Source organism: Sedimentibacter hydroxybenzoicus DSM 7310, from assembly GCF_013403245.1.
GTDB lineage: Bacteria > Bacillota > Clostridia > Tissierellales > Sedimentibacteraceae > Sedimentibacter > Sedimentibacter hydroxybenzoicus.
The window spans coordinates 1-19,612 of sequence record NZ_JACBNQ010000039.1 but is presented as its reverse complement, the minus strand read 5'-3'; the positions used below and the strand labels follow the sequence as shown (position 1 = coordinate 19,612).

17 protein-coding genes are annotated in these 19,612 nt (G+C 35.8%); 7 read left to right on the top strand and 10 right to left on the bottom strand.

Translation table 11 applies throughout. From position 1 onward, the window contains the following. Positions 1 to 96: 96 nt before the first annotated feature. The 4 genes from HZF24_RS18100 to HZF24_RS18085 form a co-directional block, all read right to left on the bottom strand. Complete coding sequence (locus HZF24_RS18100; RefSeq protein WP_179239783.1) at positions 97 to 669, bottom strand: hypothetical protein; 573 nt, start codon at positions 667 to 669, stop codon at positions 97 to 99. Positions 670 to 770: 101 nt separating this feature from the next. Further along, positions 771 to 1,955 carry a hypothetical protein gene (locus HZF24_RS18095; RefSeq protein ID WP_179239782.1) on the bottom strand — a complete coding sequence of 395 codons (1,185 nt, stop codon included), beginning with the start codon at positions 1,953 to 1,955 and terminating at the stop codon, positions 771 to 773. An 83-nt stretch (positions 1,956 to 2,038) separates the two neighbouring features. Next, positions 2,039 to 3,322: a glycosyl hydrolase family 18 protein gene (locus HZF24_RS18090; protein WP_179239781.1), complete on the bottom strand. Its 1,284-nt coding sequence runs from the start codon at positions 3,320 to 3,322 to the stop codon at positions 2,039 to 2,041. A 127-nt stretch (positions 3,323 to 3,449) separates the two neighbouring features. After that, positions 3,450 to 4,751: an amidohydrolase family protein gene (locus HZF24_RS18085; protein WP_179239780.1), complete on the bottom strand. Its 1,302-nt coding sequence runs from the start codon at positions 4,749 to 4,751 to the stop codon at positions 3,450 to 3,452. 125 nt (positions 4,752 to 4,876) lie between these two features. On the opposite strand from HZF24_RS18085, the gene HZF24_RS18080 reads away from it, so the two are divergent. After that, complete coding sequence (locus tag HZF24_RS18080; protein ID WP_179239779.1) at positions 4,877 to 5,485, top strand: hypothetical protein; 609 nt, start codon at positions 4,877 to 4,879, stop codon at positions 5,483 to 5,485. Between the two features lie 36 nt (positions 5,486 to 5,521). Here HZF24_RS18080 and HZF24_RS18075 read toward each other — a convergent pair whose 3' ends face one another. From HZF24_RS18075 to HZF24_RS18060, 4 genes are read right to left on the bottom strand one after another with little or no spacing between them, the layout of a single operon-like run. Beyond that, complete coding sequence (locus tag HZF24_RS18075; protein WP_179239778.1) at positions 5,522 to 7,963, bottom strand: ATP-dependent Clp protease ATP-binding subunit; 2,442 nt, start codon at positions 7,961 to 7,963, stop codon at positions 5,522 to 5,524. A gap of 31 nt (positions 7,964 to 7,994) precedes the next feature. After that, complete coding sequence (locus HZF24_RS18070) at positions 7,995 to 8,984, bottom strand: protein arginine kinase (RefSeq protein ID WP_179239777.1); 990 nt, start codon at positions 8,982 to 8,984, stop codon at positions 7,995 to 7,997. 13 nt (positions 8,985 to 8,997) lie between these two features. Continuing rightward, on the bottom strand, positions 8,998 to 9,486 hold the full coding sequence (locus HZF24_RS18065; protein WP_179239776.1) for a UvrB/UvrC motif-containing protein: 489 nt from the start codon (positions 9,484 to 9,486) through the stop codon (positions 8,998 to 9,000). 22 nt (positions 9,487 to 9,508) lie between these two features. Further along, positions 9,509 to 9,973, bottom strand: a complete 465-nt coding sequence (locus HZF24_RS18060; protein WP_179239775.1) for a CtsR family transcriptional regulator — start codon at positions 9,971 to 9,973, stop codon at positions 9,509 to 9,511. Between the two features lie 212 nt (positions 9,974 to 10,185). Here HZF24_RS18060 and HZF24_RS18055 point away from each other — a divergent pair, with 212 nt between their 5' ends. The 6 genes from HZF24_RS18055 (at position 10,186) to HZF24_RS18030 (ending at position 18,480) form a co-directional block, all read left to right on the top strand. Beyond that, positions 10,186 to 11,784, top strand: a complete 1,599-nt coding sequence (locus HZF24_RS18055; protein ID WP_179239774.1) for a sigma-54-dependent Fis family transcriptional regulator — start codon at positions 10,186 to 10,188, stop codon at positions 11,782 to 11,784. A gap of 171 nt (positions 11,785 to 11,955) precedes the next feature. After that, complete coding sequence (locus tag HZF24_RS18050; RefSeq protein ID WP_179239773.1) at positions 11,956 to 13,770, top strand: aldehyde ferredoxin oxidoreductase family protein; 1,815 nt, start codon at positions 11,956 to 11,958, stop codon at positions 13,768 to 13,770. A 12-nt stretch (positions 13,771 to 13,782) separates the two neighbouring features. Next, the gene (locus HZF24_RS18045) at positions 13,783 to 14,007 is read left to right on the top strand and encodes a MoaD/ThiS family protein (RefSeq protein WP_179239772.1); all 225 of its coding nucleotides are present in this window, start codon (positions 13,783 to 13,785) and stop codon (positions 14,005 to 14,007) included. Positions 14,008 to 14,331: 324 nt separating this feature from the next. After that, entirely contained in the window at positions 14,332 to 15,927 is a 1,596-nt protein-coding gene (gene pruA / locus HZF24_RS18040) for an L-glutamate gamma-semialdehyde dehydrogenase (RefSeq protein ID WP_179239771.1), read from the top strand. A 228-nt stretch (positions 15,928 to 16,155) separates the two neighbouring features. Next, positions 16,156 to 17,550, top strand: a complete 1,395-nt coding sequence (locus HZF24_RS18035) for a tryptophanase (RefSeq protein ID WP_179239770.1) — start codon at positions 16,156 to 16,158, stop codon at positions 17,548 to 17,550. A gap of 222 nt (positions 17,551 to 17,772) precedes the next feature. After that, positions 17,773 to 18,480 carry a peroxiredoxin gene (locus tag HZF24_RS18030; protein WP_179239769.1) on the top strand — a complete coding sequence of 236 codons (708 nt, stop codon included), beginning with the start codon at positions 17,773 to 17,775 and terminating at the stop codon, positions 18,478 to 18,480. A gap of 82 nt (positions 18,481 to 18,562) precedes the next feature. On the opposite strand, the gene HZF24_RS18025 is transcribed toward HZF24_RS18030, so the two are convergent. Both HZF24_RS18025 and HZF24_RS18020 read right to left on the bottom strand, forming a co-directional pair. Next, the gene (locus HZF24_RS18025) at positions 18,563 to 18,796 is read right to left on the bottom strand and encodes a glycine zipper family protein (protein WP_179239767.1); all 234 of its coding nucleotides are present in this window, start codon (positions 18,794 to 18,796) and stop codon (positions 18,563 to 18,565) included. A gap of 66 nt (positions 18,797 to 18,862) precedes the next feature. Continuing rightward, positions 18,863 to 19,255, bottom strand: a complete 393-nt coding sequence (locus HZF24_RS18020) for an SRPBCC family protein (protein WP_179239768.1) — start codon at positions 19,253 to 19,255, stop codon at positions 18,863 to 18,865. Between the last annotated feature and the right edge of the window lie 357 nt (positions 19,256 to 19,612).

Sequence of the window (19,612 nt, the reverse complement as noted above, 5' to 3'; positions counted from 1 at the left end):
TGTTGGTTTTCCAACTGTTTCTCTGTTAAGTTTTCGTAATTTTTGTTACTTGCTGCTGACTTTGTCAGCAGTCTGAAACTCCTGTAACAGGAGTTTTTAAAGTGACCTCATTATTTTGCTGCATCCGTTCTTTATAAGATTCATATATTCATGTTCATCAATCAAGTTTGAATATACTACATCCGGTATCGAATCTTTAAAGAATTCCATTATTTTTTCTTTTGATTTTTTTATGCTTATACCTTCTATTTCGGTTAAATTTAAATCTAATTCGAATGAATTTATTTCATTTTTGTATTTTTCGAAGAAGTTATTAATTTCCTTGTTATCATAAAATTTAAGTATTGATTTAACTGCTTTGCCAAGCTCTGCATCTGTTAAATCCACATTGTTGCGAATTTTAAGCTTGCTTGCATTAAATTTATAGTATTCGTCAAACCATACATGACAATAGTATCCTAATATAAAGGATTTTTGTTTTAAACTGAGTTCGTTAAAATTAAACTGCTCATAAAATTCTCTTACATCAATATTGCCATCCTCATCAAGGGTGTGCAGGTCCTCGAAATCATCCTCGTCTATAGTTTCAGGAGAAGCAATGCCAATGACAAAACTTGGAACATCAATTTCTATTTTCGAATTTTCTATGAATAATTTACCAAAATGCATATTGGTACTTATTGAGGGCATTTGTTTTTTTAACTCCTTTTTAAATAGTTCTTGCTTATTATATCAAATAAAATATTATTTGTACAGTACTATTTAAGCTGCTATGACAATACTATTTCAGGCGGTTCAGTAGTTTCGCCTGTTCTTGGATTTACGAATGCCAACCAATAACCATAATCCGATTTGTCCTCTTTATTGCTGTAAGACCAATTCTTAAAACCTGTAATACCCTTGTATGGCTGTTCTTCCTTTGTAAATTCTCCCGGTACCCCGTACACGAACTTAACAATTTCACCCTTTTCCTTAAAAATACCAAAAATGTAATGTCCGTATTTTTTCATAAGACCGCTGCATGTGGTCACACGATTAGAAACAGGATATGGATAATACGAGCTGATTATTTGGTTGTAGTAAGGCAAAAATCCATTTTTTATACCGGTTTCATCATATGGTATGTACCACCAGTTAAAATCTTTTATTTGAACTGATAAAGGTTCAATTTTTTTATACTCCTTCAAAGCATTATATAGGCTTTCTTCAAATTTATTTTTATACTTACGTGCCTGAGTTTCAACATTCGGTTCAGCATCCAAATTAACCGCAGACGAGACCGATTCCTTTCTAACTCTGTTGTCATTAATGTCCTTAGTCACTTGCTCTATTGACTTTTCTTCAATCGCCCCTGTTTTTTCTGCCTTTTCTTCAACAGCTTCTGTTTTTTCTGCTTTTTCTGCTTTTTCTGCTTTTTCTTCAATCGGCTCTGTTTTCGCTGATTTTTCTTCTTTAGTATCCTCTGATTGTGCGTCTTCTTCTCTTTCTTTTTTTTCAGCCAGCTCTTCATTTTCAGATTTTGGCTCAGCCTTTTCAACCAACTCCTGTAACGTCTTATCTTCTGCTTCAATCAGGACTGCATCGTCTTCGTCGGAGTACTCCAATTTTTTTATTTGCTCCAAGGCAACAGAGTTAAACAAGTTGGTATAAAGCACTATTTTTTTGTCCTGTACGACGGCGCAGGTATTATAATCCTCAACAGAACTGTCACTGCCAAAGGTTAAGCTTTTTTTAATCATACCTTTTTTATTGTTAATATCTCCTAATTTTAGTTTATTTGTTTTATCCTTATACAAATAAACTTCACTTGAAGATTTAGCATCCCCCAAGCCCTCTGCCGAAACAATTATATTGCCTCTCATGCCTCTTATATCAAGACGAACATAACCCCTTGCCTTATTAGGTTTGTTTACCTGTTCAAAAAATTTCATCACTCTATAATTTTTATTGTTCATGTATAACCTCCTACAAAATATACCCGTTATCTAAATATATGCTAATTATTTCGTATAATTACAATTTTGTGGCAAGCACTAAATTACAATACCTTAGCAATATCGTACAACGAACTGGTAACGAGCCAATTTTGCGGGAAATACCTCATTACATTCCAATATCCTACTCCTTCAAATCCGTATTCGGAAAATAAATCTAATTTTGCTAATATACTTCTTGCATCCTCAAACCAAACTTCATGCTGTCTACCTTGGTCATCAAAATATATGAAGTAAGGCGACTGCGCTTCCTCATCATATTGTATATTTGCGCCTACTTCAGCAGCAAGCTCCACCGCCTGAACGTTGGATAAGGAATTTGCTCTTGAAACTCCTTGAACATAAGGCAGGGTAAAGTCATAACCATAGTTTGGAATGCCCATGTAAATTTTTTCTCTAGGTATTTCCGTTACCGCATAATCCAAAACTTCTCTCACTCTGTTTACAGGTGCAACAGCCATTGCAGGTCCGTATGTGTAACCCCATTCATAGGTCATTAATAAAACTCTGTTTGAGGCATCACCGAGAGCCGGATAATCATGGGCCTCATATAAAAGTCCCGGCTGATCTGCTGAAACTTTTGGAGCCAATGCGGTTAATACAGTATACCCTTCCTCATTTAACCTGTTTGTCATATTTCTTACGAAATTAATAAAGTTTTCCCTGTCTTCGGGTAAGACATATTCAAAATCTATATCAAGCCCTTCATAACCTTTTTCTCTCATAGCGTTAACAACATTATCAATTAATCTGTTCGTAGCTTCAGGATCACTTAATATCTGGTGTGCCAGTTCATTACTGAAAGTTCCTTCTTCTGTTAAAGTAGAAATAAGCATCAATGGAGCTACACCATAATCTCTTGCTATCCTTATTAATTCTTCGTCGTCAATTTCTATAAGGTCTCCCTCAGGAGTTATACCGTAAGTGAACAACGTCAAATAAGTTAAATATGGTAATGTCTTCATTAAAACTGTTCTGTCTATATGCGGATATGCATAGCCGACCGTATAAATTGTTCCTCTTTTTTCCGAGCTTGGAGCTATGGTAATTTGATCCCCCGGAAAAATTGCATCAGCATGAGTGATGGATGGATTGTATTGCAATAATTCTACTACGGTAGTGTTAAACTGTCTTGCAATGCTTTCAAGGGTATCTCCGGGATTAACGGTATAAACCTGCTCCGGAGTCAGTATAACCAACGTTTGACCCGGCACTAAAACATTTGGATTTGCTAACTCGTTATCTGAAATGATTTTTTGCGGCGAAATATTATACTGTGCGGCAATGGAAAAAATATTTTCGCCCGGTTGAACTACGTGAATAATCATATTTTTTCTCCTTTCTTTTCCTGTAACATTATATGCGTCAGCAAATCAATTGTTGAATAATCAAAAATGCAAAAACAGGTCAGAAAAGGGACGGTCCTTTTTTGAACCGTCCCTTTTCTGACCTGTTTTAATATTGTACTTTACTTTCTCCCTTTCCCCTTTTCAATATATTATCTTGAATCTTCTTTACTTGCTTTAATATATGATCTGTATCTGCTTTTAATTTACCGTCAAATTTTAAAAATTCTCCTTCTACCATGGTGCACTTGATGTTATCCGGATTCGAGCTGTAAATAATCGAAGTAAGAGGATCATAGACAGGAAATGTATTTAATTTATTTAAATCCCATATCAACAAATCAGCGTTATAGCCCTCTTGAATTTTTCCGGTGTTAAATTTCAGTGCATTGTGACCGTTCATTAAAGCTTTCCATATATCTATGGTTTTAAAATCAGTTGCGCTGTTACTTATGAATTTACCATTGAGAGCAAACAGCCTTGCCTGTTCCAGCGGGCTCAATGTGTTTGAGCTTGCGGCGCCGTCAGTACCAAAGGAAAAATTAATATCATCTTTTAAATTGTATATACTACCTTCACCCATACTCAGCTTCATATATGTTTTAGGGCTGAATGCAAAAAATGCTTTATCGTTAATGAATTTCAAATCTTCTTTTTTCGTCCACAGACCGTGAGCAATTATAACATCAACATCGAAGCCACCGCTTTCGTAAAGAACCTCCACAGGTGTTTTGCCCGTATCTTTAATGCTGTCAATAACCTGCTCCTCAGTTTCCGACACGTGTATGTGTATACCGGCTTTAAGCTTTTTAGCAACATCTATTATTTCTGTAAGCTTATCCCCGGGGCATGTGTAAGGAGCATGGGGCCCCAAACGCAAATTAACTCTGCTGTTTTTGCCCTGATACTTCTCTATAAAGTTTATCGCATCATTTAACTGATTTCGGTAATCCACAGCCAATCCGAATATTGTAGGAGCTATGTCTGCCCTTATACCCATATCCTCCACAGCTTTATATACCGATTTCTGCGCAAAATAATGATCTGCAAAAGCTGTGACGCCGTTATTGACCATTTCGGCAGAAGCAACCATGGCTCCCCAATAAATATCTTCATCTGTAAGCTTGCTTTCATATGGAAATATCTTTTCGTTAAACCAATTATCGATCGATATATCTTCCGCAATTCCCTTCATTATGTTCATAGGAGAATGGGTATGCAAATTTATAAAGCCGGGAGTAATGTAGTTGCCGGTACAATCAACTTCTTCATATCTTCCCATGAGTTCATTTAAAATTTCATTTGTAATCTTGTGAATTTTACCGCCTGAAATATATACATTTATATTTTCTGTTACTTTTCCGTTTTCATCTATAATATTTCCTTTTTTTAATAAAATTTTCTCCTTCATGTTACCTCCAATTAGTTTACTGCCTTTGTTTTATATATTATAATGATTATAGCATATTTGAATTTACGGAACAAATAAATAGATTTTTCGTCTAATAATATTGCATGAAAGGGGATTTGGGAAATATGAAAAAACTGTTATTATTCGCAATGATTTTATTATTAACCTCATGTTCGAAGCCTGCAAAAACGGTTGAACCGGAGATAGAAGAACCAATAAGTGAGTCCATAGAGGAAGAAGACAACGTGCCGGAGCCCGTCAGATATACGGGAGAAATTATCACAGACGGATTTTACGGAAAGACCGGTAGAATTTATTTCATTCCCGATAAGGAAACCCGGGAGCTCCTTAAAAGCGAATACCCTTTGCCTATCGACGCGGGAGAGAGTATTCCTTTAGATTACCCTGATATCAATATAGTTAAGGACTTACCATTGGATCCTGGTGTATACAAGGTTGAAGTTGAAGCAAATTTCAGTTCCGAGGGCATAATTTCAGAGCTGCAATCTATTAAGCTCACCGAAGAAATAGGAACCGTCGAATACGAAGGCAAGACATATCCGACCAATGAATTAGATGAAATTTTTTCTTTTATAGGTTTTTCCCTTGTGAAAATTTACTTAAAAGATTACGTCAGTTTTTGTGTTTACACAAAACTTGAAGCGGTCTCTTCTGAACGTAGTGAAGTATCTCATCTTTTGTCATACGAGATCCTTCACTGCCGCTCAGGATAAGCGACCGACACCAAATCAAAGATTTGGGTCGTCTGCTTACTTATTGCTGAAAATTAATTCTTTATCTTCTGCGCTGATTTTTATTGTGTCGGATTTTTTGATTGTACCTTTTAACAATTCTTCCGACAATCTGTCTTCGATTCTTCTTCTTATTTCTCTTTGCAGAGGTCTTGCTCCGAACATCGGGTCGAATCCCTCATCTGCTAATAGCTCTTTTGCCTTGTCGTCTAATTCTATTTTTACATTCAACTGCTCAAGACGTTTTGACAAATTATCAATCATCAATGATACAATTTCCTTTATGTGGTCCTTGTTCAAGGAGTGGAACACAATTATTTCATCTATACGGTTTAAAAACTCAGGACGGAATGATCTTCTCAATTCACCCAATACATTTTCCTTCATTTTTTCGTATTCATCTTTTTCTTCATTTGATGAATTTGCAGCAAAGCCAAGGGTTTTTTGTTTTTTAATCGTACTTGCTCCAACATTTGAGGTCATGATTATAACGGTATTTTTAAAATCAACAGTTCTTCCCTTTGCATCTGTCAATCTGCCGTCATCCAACAGCTGTAACAATATGTTGAATACATCCGGATGTGCTTTTTCTATTTCATCAAACAATATAACCGAATATGGCTTCCTTCTGATTTTTTCGGTTAATTGTCCTCCTTCGTCAAATCCAACGTATCCCGGAGGTGAACCTATAAGCTTGGAAACCGAATGTTTTTCCATAAATTCAGACATATCTACACGTATTATTGCATTTTCATCGCCGAACATCGACTCTGCCAACGCTTTAGATAACTCTGTCTTACCTACTCCTGTTGGTCCTAAGAATATAAATGAACCGATAGGCTTTTTAGGATCCTTCAATCCGACTCTCGATCTTCTGATGGCTTTTGACAAAGCTTCAACCGCCTGTTCCTGACCTATAACTCTCTTGTGGAGTATTTCTTCCATATTTAGCAATCTTTCAGATTCATCACCCTGAAGCTTCTTAACCGGCACACCGGTCCATTGAGAAACAACGTCCGCTATTTCTTCGTATCCGATTTTTGAATCCTTGGAATTTTGTGCTGCCCATAATTTCTTTTGCTTATCAAGCTCATCAGTCAATCTTTTTTCTTCATCTCTGAAGGATGCCGCCTTTTCGTAATCCTGATTGTTGATTGCCGCTTGCTTTTCATTGTTTAATTCGGTTATTCTATCTTCAATTTCCTTGAATTCTTTAGGTTGAGTCGAAGATTTTAACCTTGTTCTCGATGCGGCTTCATCAATTAAGTCTATTGCTTTGTCAGGCAGAAATCTGTCGGATATATATCTGTGTGATAACTTTGCTGCAGCCTCAATTGACTCATCAGTTATGGCAACCTTGTGGTGTGCTTCATATTTATCTCGTAAGCCCTTCAATATTTTGATTGTATCCTCAACTGTAGGCTCATCAACGGTAATCGGCTGGAATCTTCTTTCAAGCGCCGCATCCTTTTCTATATGTTTTTTGTATTCATCCAGAGTTGTAGCACCGACTATCTGCATTTCTCCTCTTGCCAATGTAGGTTTTAATATATTGGAAGCATCAATTGCTCCTTCTGCAGCACCGGCTCCTATTATGGTGTGAAGCTCATCTATAAATAAAATAATATTTCCTGCTGCCTTTATTTCTTCTACCGCACTTTTTAGCCTTTCTTCAAATTCTCCCCTGTACTTAGCACCTGCAACCATTCCCGCCATATCAAGGGTTACAACTCTTTTATCCTTTAGAGTTTCAGGTACATTTCCATTTACAATTTCCTGCGCTAATCCTTCGGCTATAGCGGTCTTACCTACTCCGGGCTCCCCTATTAAGCAAGGATTATTTTTTGTTCTTCTTGACAATATTTGTATAACCCTCTCTATAACATTTTCTCTTCCAATAACTGGGTCAAGCTTTCCTTCTCTTGCACGTTGGTTTAAATCTGTACCGTATTTGTCAATTGTTTTTGTACTGCTATTTTGTGCCTGCTCTGCATTGCCGCTGAAATTAGCGTTGCCTCCCGCAGCTCCTCCGCTGTTTTGCTTTATTGCTTCAACTACCTCATTTTTTAAATCTTTTAAGCTTACAACCGATTTAACTATCTGCGCAGCAATCCCTTCTCCCTCGTCTATCAGCCCAAGCAATATATGCTCTGTTCCAACATAAGAAACTCCCATTTGTGCTGAATACTGGCGAGCAAGCTCAATAATATACTTGCTTCGGGGGCTGACCTGAATATATTCGGGCATTTCATCTCCCTCACCGATCGAATTTTTGATTATCTCTCTTATTCTGTCAACATCCAGTTTGTTTCTGAGAATTTTACCTGCAATGCCTTCCTGTTCAAGCATCAACCCTATAAGTATATGTTCAGTTCCGAGAACGTTCTGCTTAAAATTTGCTGTTTCTTTTTGAGCTAATTCCAATGCTGTCCTTGCTGACTTATTTAATCCATTCATCATATATTTCATCTCCTTAATTTGAATTTTAAAGTTATTGTAATAATTCGCGTCTTAATATTTCTGCTCTGTTTTTTTCTCTTTCCTTCGGGTTTAAATTGTTCCCGGTTTTCAAAGCAATATTACTTGGCTGAATCATTGTCATAAGACGATAAATATCCATCTCCTTGGATAGTTTAACAATATCCATCTCCTTGCCAAGCTTTAGTATGGATAAAAGCTTCATTGATTCTTCAACAGTCATTCTTCTTGCATTCGTCAGAAGACCGTAAGCTCTGTAAACCTCATCCTCTATTTCATCAAAATTGTTCTTTTTAAGATGCTCTCTTAATTTTACTTCCTTTTCGATTATTTGATTAACTATTTGTGTTATTTTTTCAATCAATGTTTCCTCTCCCGTTCCCAAGGAACCCTGATTGGAAATTTGATAAAGATGCCCGATAGATTTGGTTCCTTCTCCGTATACTCCCCTTACTGCCACACCTAATTGGGACACTCCGTACAACAGCTTTTCAATCTGATTTGTAATAGAAAGTGCCGGAAGATGAACCATAACAGAAGCACGCATTCCGGTTCCTATATTTGTAGGGCATGAGGTTACATAACCTAATTCATTATCAAATGCATAATCAACTGATTCTTCTATTACATCATCAATCTTATTGCTTAAATCCCAGCATTCCTTTAATGATAAACCGGGACTCAAAGTTTGAATTCTGATATGATCTTCTTCATTTAACATAATTGAAACTTTTTTGTCCTTACTCAGTAAAAATGCTGCTCTTTCTTTTTCAGCCAATGCGGGACTTATCAGATGATTTTCCACTAATGCGCTTTTTTCAATATTATTTAAGTTTTTCATATATGTTAATTCATAATTTAAATTTATTCTGTTGATTGCACTATTTACTTCAGAAATAACCTTTTCTGCTTCTTCAATCGTAATTTTTACAGGGAATTTATAATTTTTTAAGTTTCTGGCTAATCTGATGCGGCTTGTTACAACAATATCTCTATTATCCATAATATTTCACCCCTTAAATATTAGCTTCCATCTCACGAATTTTGTCTCTTATTCTTGCTGCATTTTCATATTCTTCTTTTTCGATTGCAGACTTTAATTCACTTTTCAGCTTTTCTATATCTTTTTGTATCCTGTAGCTTCCGCCAGCTCTTTTAGGAATTTTGCCCATATGTGCTTCATAACCCTGTATGTTTTTTACAACAGGCATTATCCTCTGTTTAAATGTATCAATGCAGTTGTTACATCCGAATTTACCTGTATTTCTGAATTCTTCATACGTCATACCGCACTTTGAACAAGTCATTGTGGGAATATAAGCAGAAGTATTATATGCATTGTTAAGCATTGCCGAAAACAAGTTTTCCATAGAAAAATTAGAATTTAATACGGATTGATTTTTCTTTGCACATTCTTCACACAAATGGCTTTCCGTTTTATTTCCGTTTATAATTTGAGTTACATGAACTCTTGCTTCATTTTTTCCGCATTCATTGCATAACATTTTTTACCCTCCTGTATACTTATTAATCAGCGTCCACCGATATCAATATCATTTCCTTTAACAATGAAGCCCTTATCGTGTTTCTATCATCATAAGGTACGTTGTTTAAAGCCCTGTCACCTAGTATGCTCTGCATAATTTTAAGCTCCCTGTTATTTATTACATCTCTTTCCTTCAATGCCTTTAATACATCAAGTGCTTTGTTCAGTGTAATATTGTCTCCTATGCTTTCATTAAGTATTTCTTTCAGTTCATCAATTGATGACTGGACTCTGAGTATTCTTATATAGCCACCGCCGCCTCTTCTGCTTTCAACTATATATCCTCTGTCATTATTGAATCTTGTTGAAAGCACGTAATTAATCTGTGAGGGCGAACAGTCAAATTGCTGTGCTAAAAAATTACGTTGAATATCAACAGCTCTAAAATTATTTGCCTCTATTAATTCTTTTATAAAGCCTTCTATAATATCACTTAAATTTGACATTTATTCACTTCCTTTCATCTGACTTTAACTTTGACTTTCTTTGACCTTTGTTTTTATTATACCACTCTTTTTTCAGATTTCAATAGTTATTTTTAATTTTTTTTTGTTTTATATTCAATAATATCTGAAAGCAAGTATATAAAAATAATTGTATTTTATTTTTCATTATAATATAGTATAATTTTTAAAAGTATTTGTTGAAGGAGTTTTTTATGTCTGATAAGAACACTTGCCCGAGCAAAAAAAGTATTTCCCTTTCTCACGAAAGATGCAAAAAGTATGAAATTAGCTATAATCAAACATATTCAAATAAAATACTTAACGAAAAAGAGCTCTTTCTTAAAATGGAAGATAACAGGGAGCTTATCCTTGCTTCTGCCCCGATTATGAATGAAATATATAATTTTGTTAAAGGCTCTAATTTCTTTTCTATCCTTACAGATAAAGAGGGCTGTATACTTAACGTTATAGGTGATGAAGATATACTTACCGAGGCTTTTTCTTTTAAAATGATACCCGGTGCATATATGGACGAAAAAAGTATCGGAACCAATGCTATGGGAACTGCATTAGAAGAAAAGAGCCCAATACAGGTTTCCGGAAGTGAACATTTCATTAATGTTTATCATAGATGGACATGTTCTGCATGCCCCATAAAAGATATGGATGGAAACATAATCGGAGTTCTCGATCTGACAGGATATAGTGAATCAGTTCACTCACACACGTTAGGCATGGTGGTAGCCGGGGCGAAAGCAATAGAAAATGAACTTATAGCAAATTATTATAAAGTTGAGTTGTCAAACGAAAAGAAACTGCAAAAGAAAAGAAAAATGGTTGACAAAATAAACAATGGCTATGCCATTTACACATTTGATAAAATCGTAGGGCAAGATAAAAATTTCCTTAATGTAATTAATTATGCCAAAAAAATATCTAACAGCCGGTCTAATATACTTATTATGGGCGAAAGCGGCACGGGAAAAGAGCTCTTTGCACAATCCATTCACAATAGCTCTAATAGAGCTTTAGCTCCTTTTATTGCTATAAACTGCGGTGCAATACCGATAAACCTTATAGAAGCTGAACTTTTTGGCTATGAGGAAGGATCCTTTACGGGAGCTAAGGCAAAAGGAAATCCGGGAAAATTTGAAATAGCAGACGGAGGAACAGTATTTCTTGATGAAATCGGAGAAATGCCCCTTGATTTACAAACAAGATTATTGAGAGTTATTGAGGAGGGTACAATCAGCAGAATCGGCAGTTCAAAAGTAAATGTTGTTGATGTTCGTATAATTGCAGCCACCAATAAAAATCTGATACAGGAAGTTGAAAACGGAACATTCAGAAAGGATTTATTCTATAGGTTGAATGTACTGCCTCTTAGACTGCCCAGCCTGAGAGAAAGAAAAAATGATATAACCCTTCTTATAGAATATTTCATGGACAAGATCAGCAAAAAGCTCGACAAGGAAAAAGTACCTTTTTCAAATGAATCTATCGAAAAGTTATCTTCATATGATTGGCCGGGCAACATAAGAGAACTGGAGAATTATATTGAACTTGCGATAAATACAGAGGAATTACCCGATATTAGTAATCTGAAATTTAACAATTACGATAATATTGATGATATTATGACACAACTATCATCAATTAATTTATGCAGCTTAAAGGATTTAGAAAAGCAACATATTATTAACGTATTGAAAACCACAAACAACAACATAACTCAAGCAGCAAATATTTTAGCTGTCGGCAGAAATACATTATATAGAAAGATGAAAGAATACGAAATAGCCGTTCCATAAAGGTGCACTGTTTCAAAACAGAACACCATAACTCAACAGCCTTGTTCCAAATCGGAACAAGGCTGTTTTGATGAACATAGTTATTCGACTAATACCAAGTGTTCTATTTAATAAAATAAATTGGAACGCATTTTGCATGTATATAGCTAAATTAAATTAAAGGAGGTACATATGAACAATTATTTTGGATATCAGGGAGTTATACTCAGGGTCAATTTAAGCGATGGCAAGATAAGTAAAGAACCACTTAATTTAGAAGATGGAGTGAAGTTCATCGGCGGAAGAGGTTTAGGAACTAAAATTTTATTTGATGAAGTAGATCCTAAGATTGATCCATTAAGCATCGATAATAAAGTTATATTTGCTACAGGTCCGCTATCCGGAACAGCTACTCCCACAGGCGGCAGATACATGGTCATTACAAAATCTCCTCTTACAGGTACTGTTGCATCTTCAAACTCAGGAGGATTTTGGGGAGCTGAGCTAAAACTTGCAGGATATGATGCCGTAATAATCGAAGGGAAATCAGAAAAACCTGTTTATCTCAATATAGCTGATGATGTTGTAACCCTTGAAGATGCATCCGGTATATGGGGTAATTTAGTAGATGAAACTACTACTAAATTGGAAAATATCCATGGAGAAAAAGCAAGAATTGCAACCATCGGACCTGCAGGTGAAAAACTTTCAAAGATATCGGGTGTTATGAACGAAAGAGGTCGTGCTGCAGGCAGATCAGGAGTCGGTGCGGTTTTAGGTTCTAAAAACTTTAAAGCTATTGTTGTCCGCGGAACAAATAAAGTAAATATAAAAGAGCCTGACAAGTTAAAAGGTGCTTTTTCAAACAGCATGACTAAAATAAGAGAAAATGGTGTTACCGGTCAAGGATTACCGGCTTACGGAACAGCCGTACTTGTCAATATAATAAATGAACACGGTGCCTTGCCAACAAATAATTTCCAAGAATCTCACTTTGATCTGGCTGAAGCAATAAGCGGCGAAACTCTTGCAGAAAAATACTTAAAGAAAAAAGACCCATGTTACAGATGCCCAATAGGCTGCGGAAGATACTGCGAAGCCGATTATGCTAAGGGCGCAGGACCGGAATATGAAACAATCTGGGGCTATGGATCAAACTGTGGTGTGTCTGATTTAGGCGCTATAATAAAAGCGAACTATTGGTGCAATGAATACGGATTAGATACTATATCTGCCGCTACAACTATTGCAGCGGCAATGGAGCTATACCAGAAGGGATATATCAAAAAAGAAGATTTAGATGGCGGTCCTGAATTAGTCTGGGGTAATGCAGATGCTATAATTGAATGGACTAAAAGAATGGGAGAAGGAAATGGTCTCGGAGCTTTAATGGCGGAGGGCTCTTATAGGTTATGTGAAAACTTTGGTGTTTCTGAACTTTCTATGAGCGTCAAAAAACAAGAAATGCCTGCGTACGATCCAAGAGGTATTCAAGGAATAGGATTAAACTATGCTACTTCCAACAGAGGTGGATGCCACGTAAGAGGTTATATGATTTCACCTGAAATATTAGGACTTCCACAGCCGCTAGATAGATTTGCTACGGAAGGAAAGGCAGAATGGACAAAAATATTTCAGGATTTTACTGCAGCAATTGACTCAGTCGGACTTTGCCTATTTACTTCTTTTGCATTAGGAGCAGACGACTATGCTGATTTGTATAATGCTGTATGCGGAACAACTTTAAGCGGAAATGATTTTATTGAGCACGGTGAAAGAGTATGGAACTTAGAAAGATTATTTAATTTAAAAGCAGGAATAGATCCTTCTCAAGACACTTTACCTAAGAGGTTACTTGAAGATCCCATATCAAGTGGTCCTTCAAAGGGTTGGTTAAGCAAATTGAGCGAAACATTGCCTTTATATTATAAAGAGAGAGGATGGACCGAAAACGGTCTTCCTACTGATGAGAAGCTTGAATCCTTAGGTATAAAAGAATATAAATAGTCAGGAGTGCAAATGAAGGTTACAATAAAGCTTTTTGCAACACTTCGTATAGGCAGGGGTAAAATATTAAAAAAAGAGTATCCCGAAGGAACAATAATTAGAGATATAATTAGAGATTTAAACATTTACGAAAAAGACGTTGCCATTCTTCTGAAAAATGGTATAAGTACCAAAATGGATAAGGAGCCTGCAGATGGTGATACTTTGTCTATATTTCCACCAATAGGCGGAGGGTAAAATATATTAAGACGGTTATTGAAAAAATATTTTCAATAGCCGTCTTTTTTATACACTTAAGACATATTTTTCTTTGCTAGCTATAGAGTTATATTTTTAAAAATATAACGATATTTATATATAATTCCATTTTTAGTTTCAAAAATAAATATTTAGCCAAAAATAAAAGTTTTTAAATTACATTTAGTTTGTATTTTTATAATATGTATTTATACAGTTGCCAAAATTGATAAAATGATATATTATAGTATGTGTTAAGTTTATAATCATAACTAAACGTTATGTAATTAACAATTTATAATATATAATAAAGGAGTATAACTAATGAATAATAGTGTAATTAATAAAATCAATTTTGTTAATGAACCTGTGTTAAAATATGAAAAAGGCAGTCCGGAAAGAATTGAGCTTGAAAAAGAGTTAAAAGCTATGAAAACATCCTTTGCAGATATTCCCGTAATAATAGGAGGAAAAGAAATACGAACAGGAAATAAGGGATCCTGCATCCTCCCCCACAATAAGAATATGGTAATCGGAGAATTCCATAAGGCTTCAAAAAAAGAAGTTGAGATGGCGGTTGAAGAAGCTTTAAAAGCTAAAAAAGAGTGGGAAAAAATGAATTGGCAATCAAGAGTTGCAATTTTTTTAAGAGCTGCCGAACTATTATCAGGTCCCTGGAGAGCAAAGTTCAATGCTGCAACCATGCTTATTCAAAGCAAAACATATAAGCAGGCAGAAATTGATTCAGCGTGTGAATTAGCCGATTTCTTCAGATATAATGCATCCTGTTTACCTCAGATTTATGCTGAGCAGCCAATTTCTCCGGATAAAATATGGAATAAGATAGAATATAGACCTCTTGAAGGCTTTATATATGCGGTTACACCCTTTAATTTTACCGCAATAGCAGGTAATTTGCCATGTGCACCGGCAATGACAGGCAATGTTGTTGTCTGGAAACCGGCTTCGGTTGCTGTCTACACAGCCTATATAATCTATCAATTGCTTAAGGAAGCAGGACTACCTGACGGAGTAATTAATTTTGTACCCGGCAATGCGGATGAAATAAGCGATGTTGTATTAAAAAACGAGCATTTAAGCGGAATACATTTTACAGGCTCAACAAAAGTATTCCATAATATGTGGACTGCAGTCGGTAATAATATATCAAATTATAGGAGTTTTCCAAGAATAGTTGGAGAAACAGGAGGAAAAGATTTTATAGTTGTTCACAATTCTGCCAATATACACTCTGCTTCACGCGGAATTATTGAGGGAGCGTTTGAATATCAGGGACAAAAGTGCTCTGCTGCTTCTCGCGTATATGTAGCAAGAAGTATATGGCCAAGCATAAAAGAAATAATAATAAAAAAAGCCGCCGATATAAAAGTAGGCGATGTTGAAGAAATAGATACATTTATGGGTGCCGTAATAGATCAAAAATCATTTAATAATATAAAAAATTATATTGATTATGTAAAGAATTCTGATGAAGCGGAAATCTTATTTGGTGGAAGTTGCGATGACAGTAAAGGGTATTTTGTAGATCCTACAATAATATTAACAAAAAATCCACATTTTAAAACTATGAAAGAAGAAATCTTCGGACCTGTGTTGACAATTTATGTTTATGATGATGAAAAATTTGAAGAAACGCTTGATTTAGTTGACAGTACAACAAATTACGGCTTGACCGGTGCAATATTTGCAAAAGACAGATACGCAATAAATGCAGCCGAAGAAAAATTAGTCAATGCGGCCGGAAACTTCTACGTCAACGATAGACCAACAGGCGCAGTTGTGGGACAGCAGCCGTTTGGAGGTGCAAGACAATCAGGAACTAACGACAAAGCCGGCTCAAAAATTAATCTTATGCGCTGGATAAGTCCAAGGGTTGTAAAGGAAACCTTAGGTAACTAAATAACTTTTATAACAAGCAACAGCAGAATTTTAAAAATTTCTGCTGTTGCTTTATCTGAAAAATTGTTATAAATACATTTGATTGTATGGTTTGTTTATTATTTTTGTTAATGCATTTGTTAATGTGAATTGTAAAAAAGCTTGTGCAAACGTATTTCTTATTGTATAATTATTATGCGCACGGACCGCTATTCGAAAGAAGACCGGGGTGTTTTTAGGAGGAAAAAAATGAGAGTTAAATATGTTCCTGAACCATTTAGAATTAAAATGGTAGAAACAATTAAAATGACAACTCGCGAAGAAAGAGAACAAAAAATCAAGGATGCGCACTACAACGTATTCAATCTCAGAGGAGAGGATGTATATATTGACCTTCTGACAGATTCCGGCACAAATGCCATGAGCTCAGAGCAATGGGCAGGAATTATGCTCGGAGATGAAGCTTATGCAGGCGCAAAAAGCTACTATCGTCTTCTTGAAACGGCAAAAGAGATATTTGAATACAGCTACATCCAACCTGTACATCAAGGTAGAGCTGCAGAAAAGGTTTTATTCCCTACATTTCTTCACAAAGGACAGTTTGCTATTTCAAACATGTTTTTTGATACTACACGCGCTCACGTTGAATTGGCAGGCGCGCGCTGCATAGACTGTGTAGTGGAAGAAGCAAAGAACCCTGAAAAACGCGCAAAGTTTAAAGGAAACATGGATGTTGTAAAATTAGAGGAATTAATTCAGGAGCACGGCGCTGAAAATATTGGTCTGATTGTTATGACGATAACCAACAATTCAGCAGGCGGACAACCTGTATCAATGCAAAACATGAAAGATGTTGCTGCTGTTTGTAAGAAATACAATATCCCTCTTGATATTGATGCTGCAAGATACGCAGAAAACGCATACTTTATTAAACGAGACGAAGAAGGATACGAAAACACATCTATAAGAGAAATAATTCGAGAAATGTTTTCTTATGCAGACATGTTCTCAATGTCATCCAAAAAAGACGGAATCGTTAATATGGGTGGTATGATAGGTATAAAGGATGATAAGAAATTCGAAGATACTATCTTGAAAGTAAAAGCAAACTGTATCAGTTTTGAAGGATTTACCTCTTACGGCGGATTAAACGGACGCGATTTAGAGGCGCTTGCAATAGGTCTAAACGAAGCTCTTGAGGAAGATTATCTGAAGTATCGTATTGGTCAGATGGAATACCTTGCAGGACTCTTGGATGAAGCAGGAATTGCATATCAGGCACCTGTAGGCGGTCACGGACTGTTTATAGATGCAAAGAAAATGCTTCCACACATACCGTACAATGAATTTCCGGCTCAAACATTAGCTTTGGAACTATATAAGGAAGCAGGCATAAGATCATGTGATATAGGCTCTTACATGCTTGGGAACGACCCTGATACAGGCGAACAGCTAAAATCAGAATTCGAGTTTACACGTCTGGCAATTCCGAGAAGAGTATACACCCAGGCACACCTGGACGTTATTGCCGATGCTTTGATTGCTATTAAGGAAAGAGCTCATGAAATTAAACGAGGTTACAAAATCATATGGGAACCTCCTATACTAAGACATTTCCAGGCACATTTAGAACCAATAGAATAAACAGAAAAATCAATAAAAATTAAGCTGCAGCAACACGCTGCAGCTTTTTATATTATGTAATCTTTAGTAAAAATCTTTTTTGTTACTTCTCTTCACAATAAAATGCAATATTCATATTATATAATACATATATCATACCATCGCCTCGGCAATGCAAGCGAGCTTGCGCTGCACTCAGCTCAGGTATGATATAATGTTATCAGAAATATAGGAGGATTTTATATGATATCGAACAACAGAGAATGTCTCTCCATAGGGCGGATAGCCCCTGACTTTACTGCAATAACAACCCAAGGAGTAATAACACTATCACAATATACCGGAAAATGGGTATTGCTATTCTCACATCCGGGAGATTTCACACCTGTATGTACGTCCGAATTTATTGCATTTACAGAGCTTTCCCCTGAATTTGAAAGCAGGAATGTGCAGCTTCTCGGCATAAGCATAGACAGCAACCCTGCACATTTGGCATGGTTGTACAACATACAGCAATTTACCGGAATGGAAGTACCCTTTCCTTTGATAGCCGACAGAGATGCTGAGGTCTCAGTATTGTACGGCATGGTTAATCCCGACAGGATATATGAGGAAAGTGTCAGAGATGTGTTCATAATAGACCCCACACGAAGAATACGTTCCATACTTGCATACCCCGCCACTAACGGAAGAAACATGTATGAGCTGCTAAGATTGATTGATGCCCTTCAAACAACCGACAGATACATGGTTTCCACACCTGCAAACTGGATGCCCGGACAGCCGGTTATAGTGCCACCACCATATACATATGAAGGCCTTTTGGAAAGAGCCTCAATGCCTCCGAGCCCGGATATGGCATGCTTACAATGGTATTATTGTTTTGAAGACTACAGTGACCTTGTTCCGGTTACCCCCGATGCAGTTGCTTCCGAAGAAGATTCCCAGTAACTCAATCAGGCTGCTGAAATAATAAATTATTGCAGTAGCCTGAAAAATTAAGACATCCTCCGCTTCTATAGACGGCTTATTTCTACTTCTTCTTTTTTATAGTTCCAACGACTGCACCAGTAGCTAAGCCTAGTGCAGCACCAAGGGAAATACCAATGGCTAAATTATCAAATATGATTCCAAGAGAAACACCTAATCCAATACCAACAGGAAGAAAGATACCTGTGTAATCTTTCTCTTTTTTCTCACTTATATCTATATTCTTATCACCTGCTTTATGGTTTCTATCCTGTGAGTCTTTATTATTATAATCCATCTTGATTCATCCTGCCTTTTATATAAATATCCCTAATTTTAACCAACGACAAGTTCTCATTATTTATCACAGCAAAGCCTTCTTTAAATCTGAAACATACAGCGCCTGTTGTCTTTTTAAATATGCTTTAACAAATGGTTTAATAAAAATTTTTTTCGCAATGACATTTTCCGTAAAATCAATTTCTGTTTGTTCGCCTTTCTGAGTAAATACACCTATCCAATGACCTTTCATATTATCGTTTTCCAAATCAAACTCCCAGCGCTTATATGGCTCATTAACAGTAATTGTAAAAGTTGTTGCATATCCTTCATTTGTATATTCAATAAATTGTTTATCATTAAGAATTTCAATTTTACTTAAATCACTACGCCACGCATATTTTTCAAGGGAAGTAACTGTTTCCCACACCCTTTGAATATCCCTCTGAAAAGTGGCTTTTATTTTGGAAACCGCCATGCATAAATCCTCCTTCGCATAAATTCTAATTTATAAATAAATTTTATTATAGAACAATATAACATAACTCACAATTGCTAAAATTATCACTTGATATCATGTGAGTATAAAGCTTCATCCCAACAAATGTTATTTAATAATACTTTGTTTATTAATTTTATTTCTCTTCTTGTTATGATTATATCATATTTCCAGTAAATCTAATATAAAATTATTTGGATTGTCAGAATTTGAGCCGCATCATATATTTGAATTATAATTTTACAATTATATTAAAACCTTTGAGTTTCCGCAAAAGCAAATAAAATTATAAAAAAAGATTGAAAGAAAAATAAAAAAGAGCAAACAGAAGCAAAG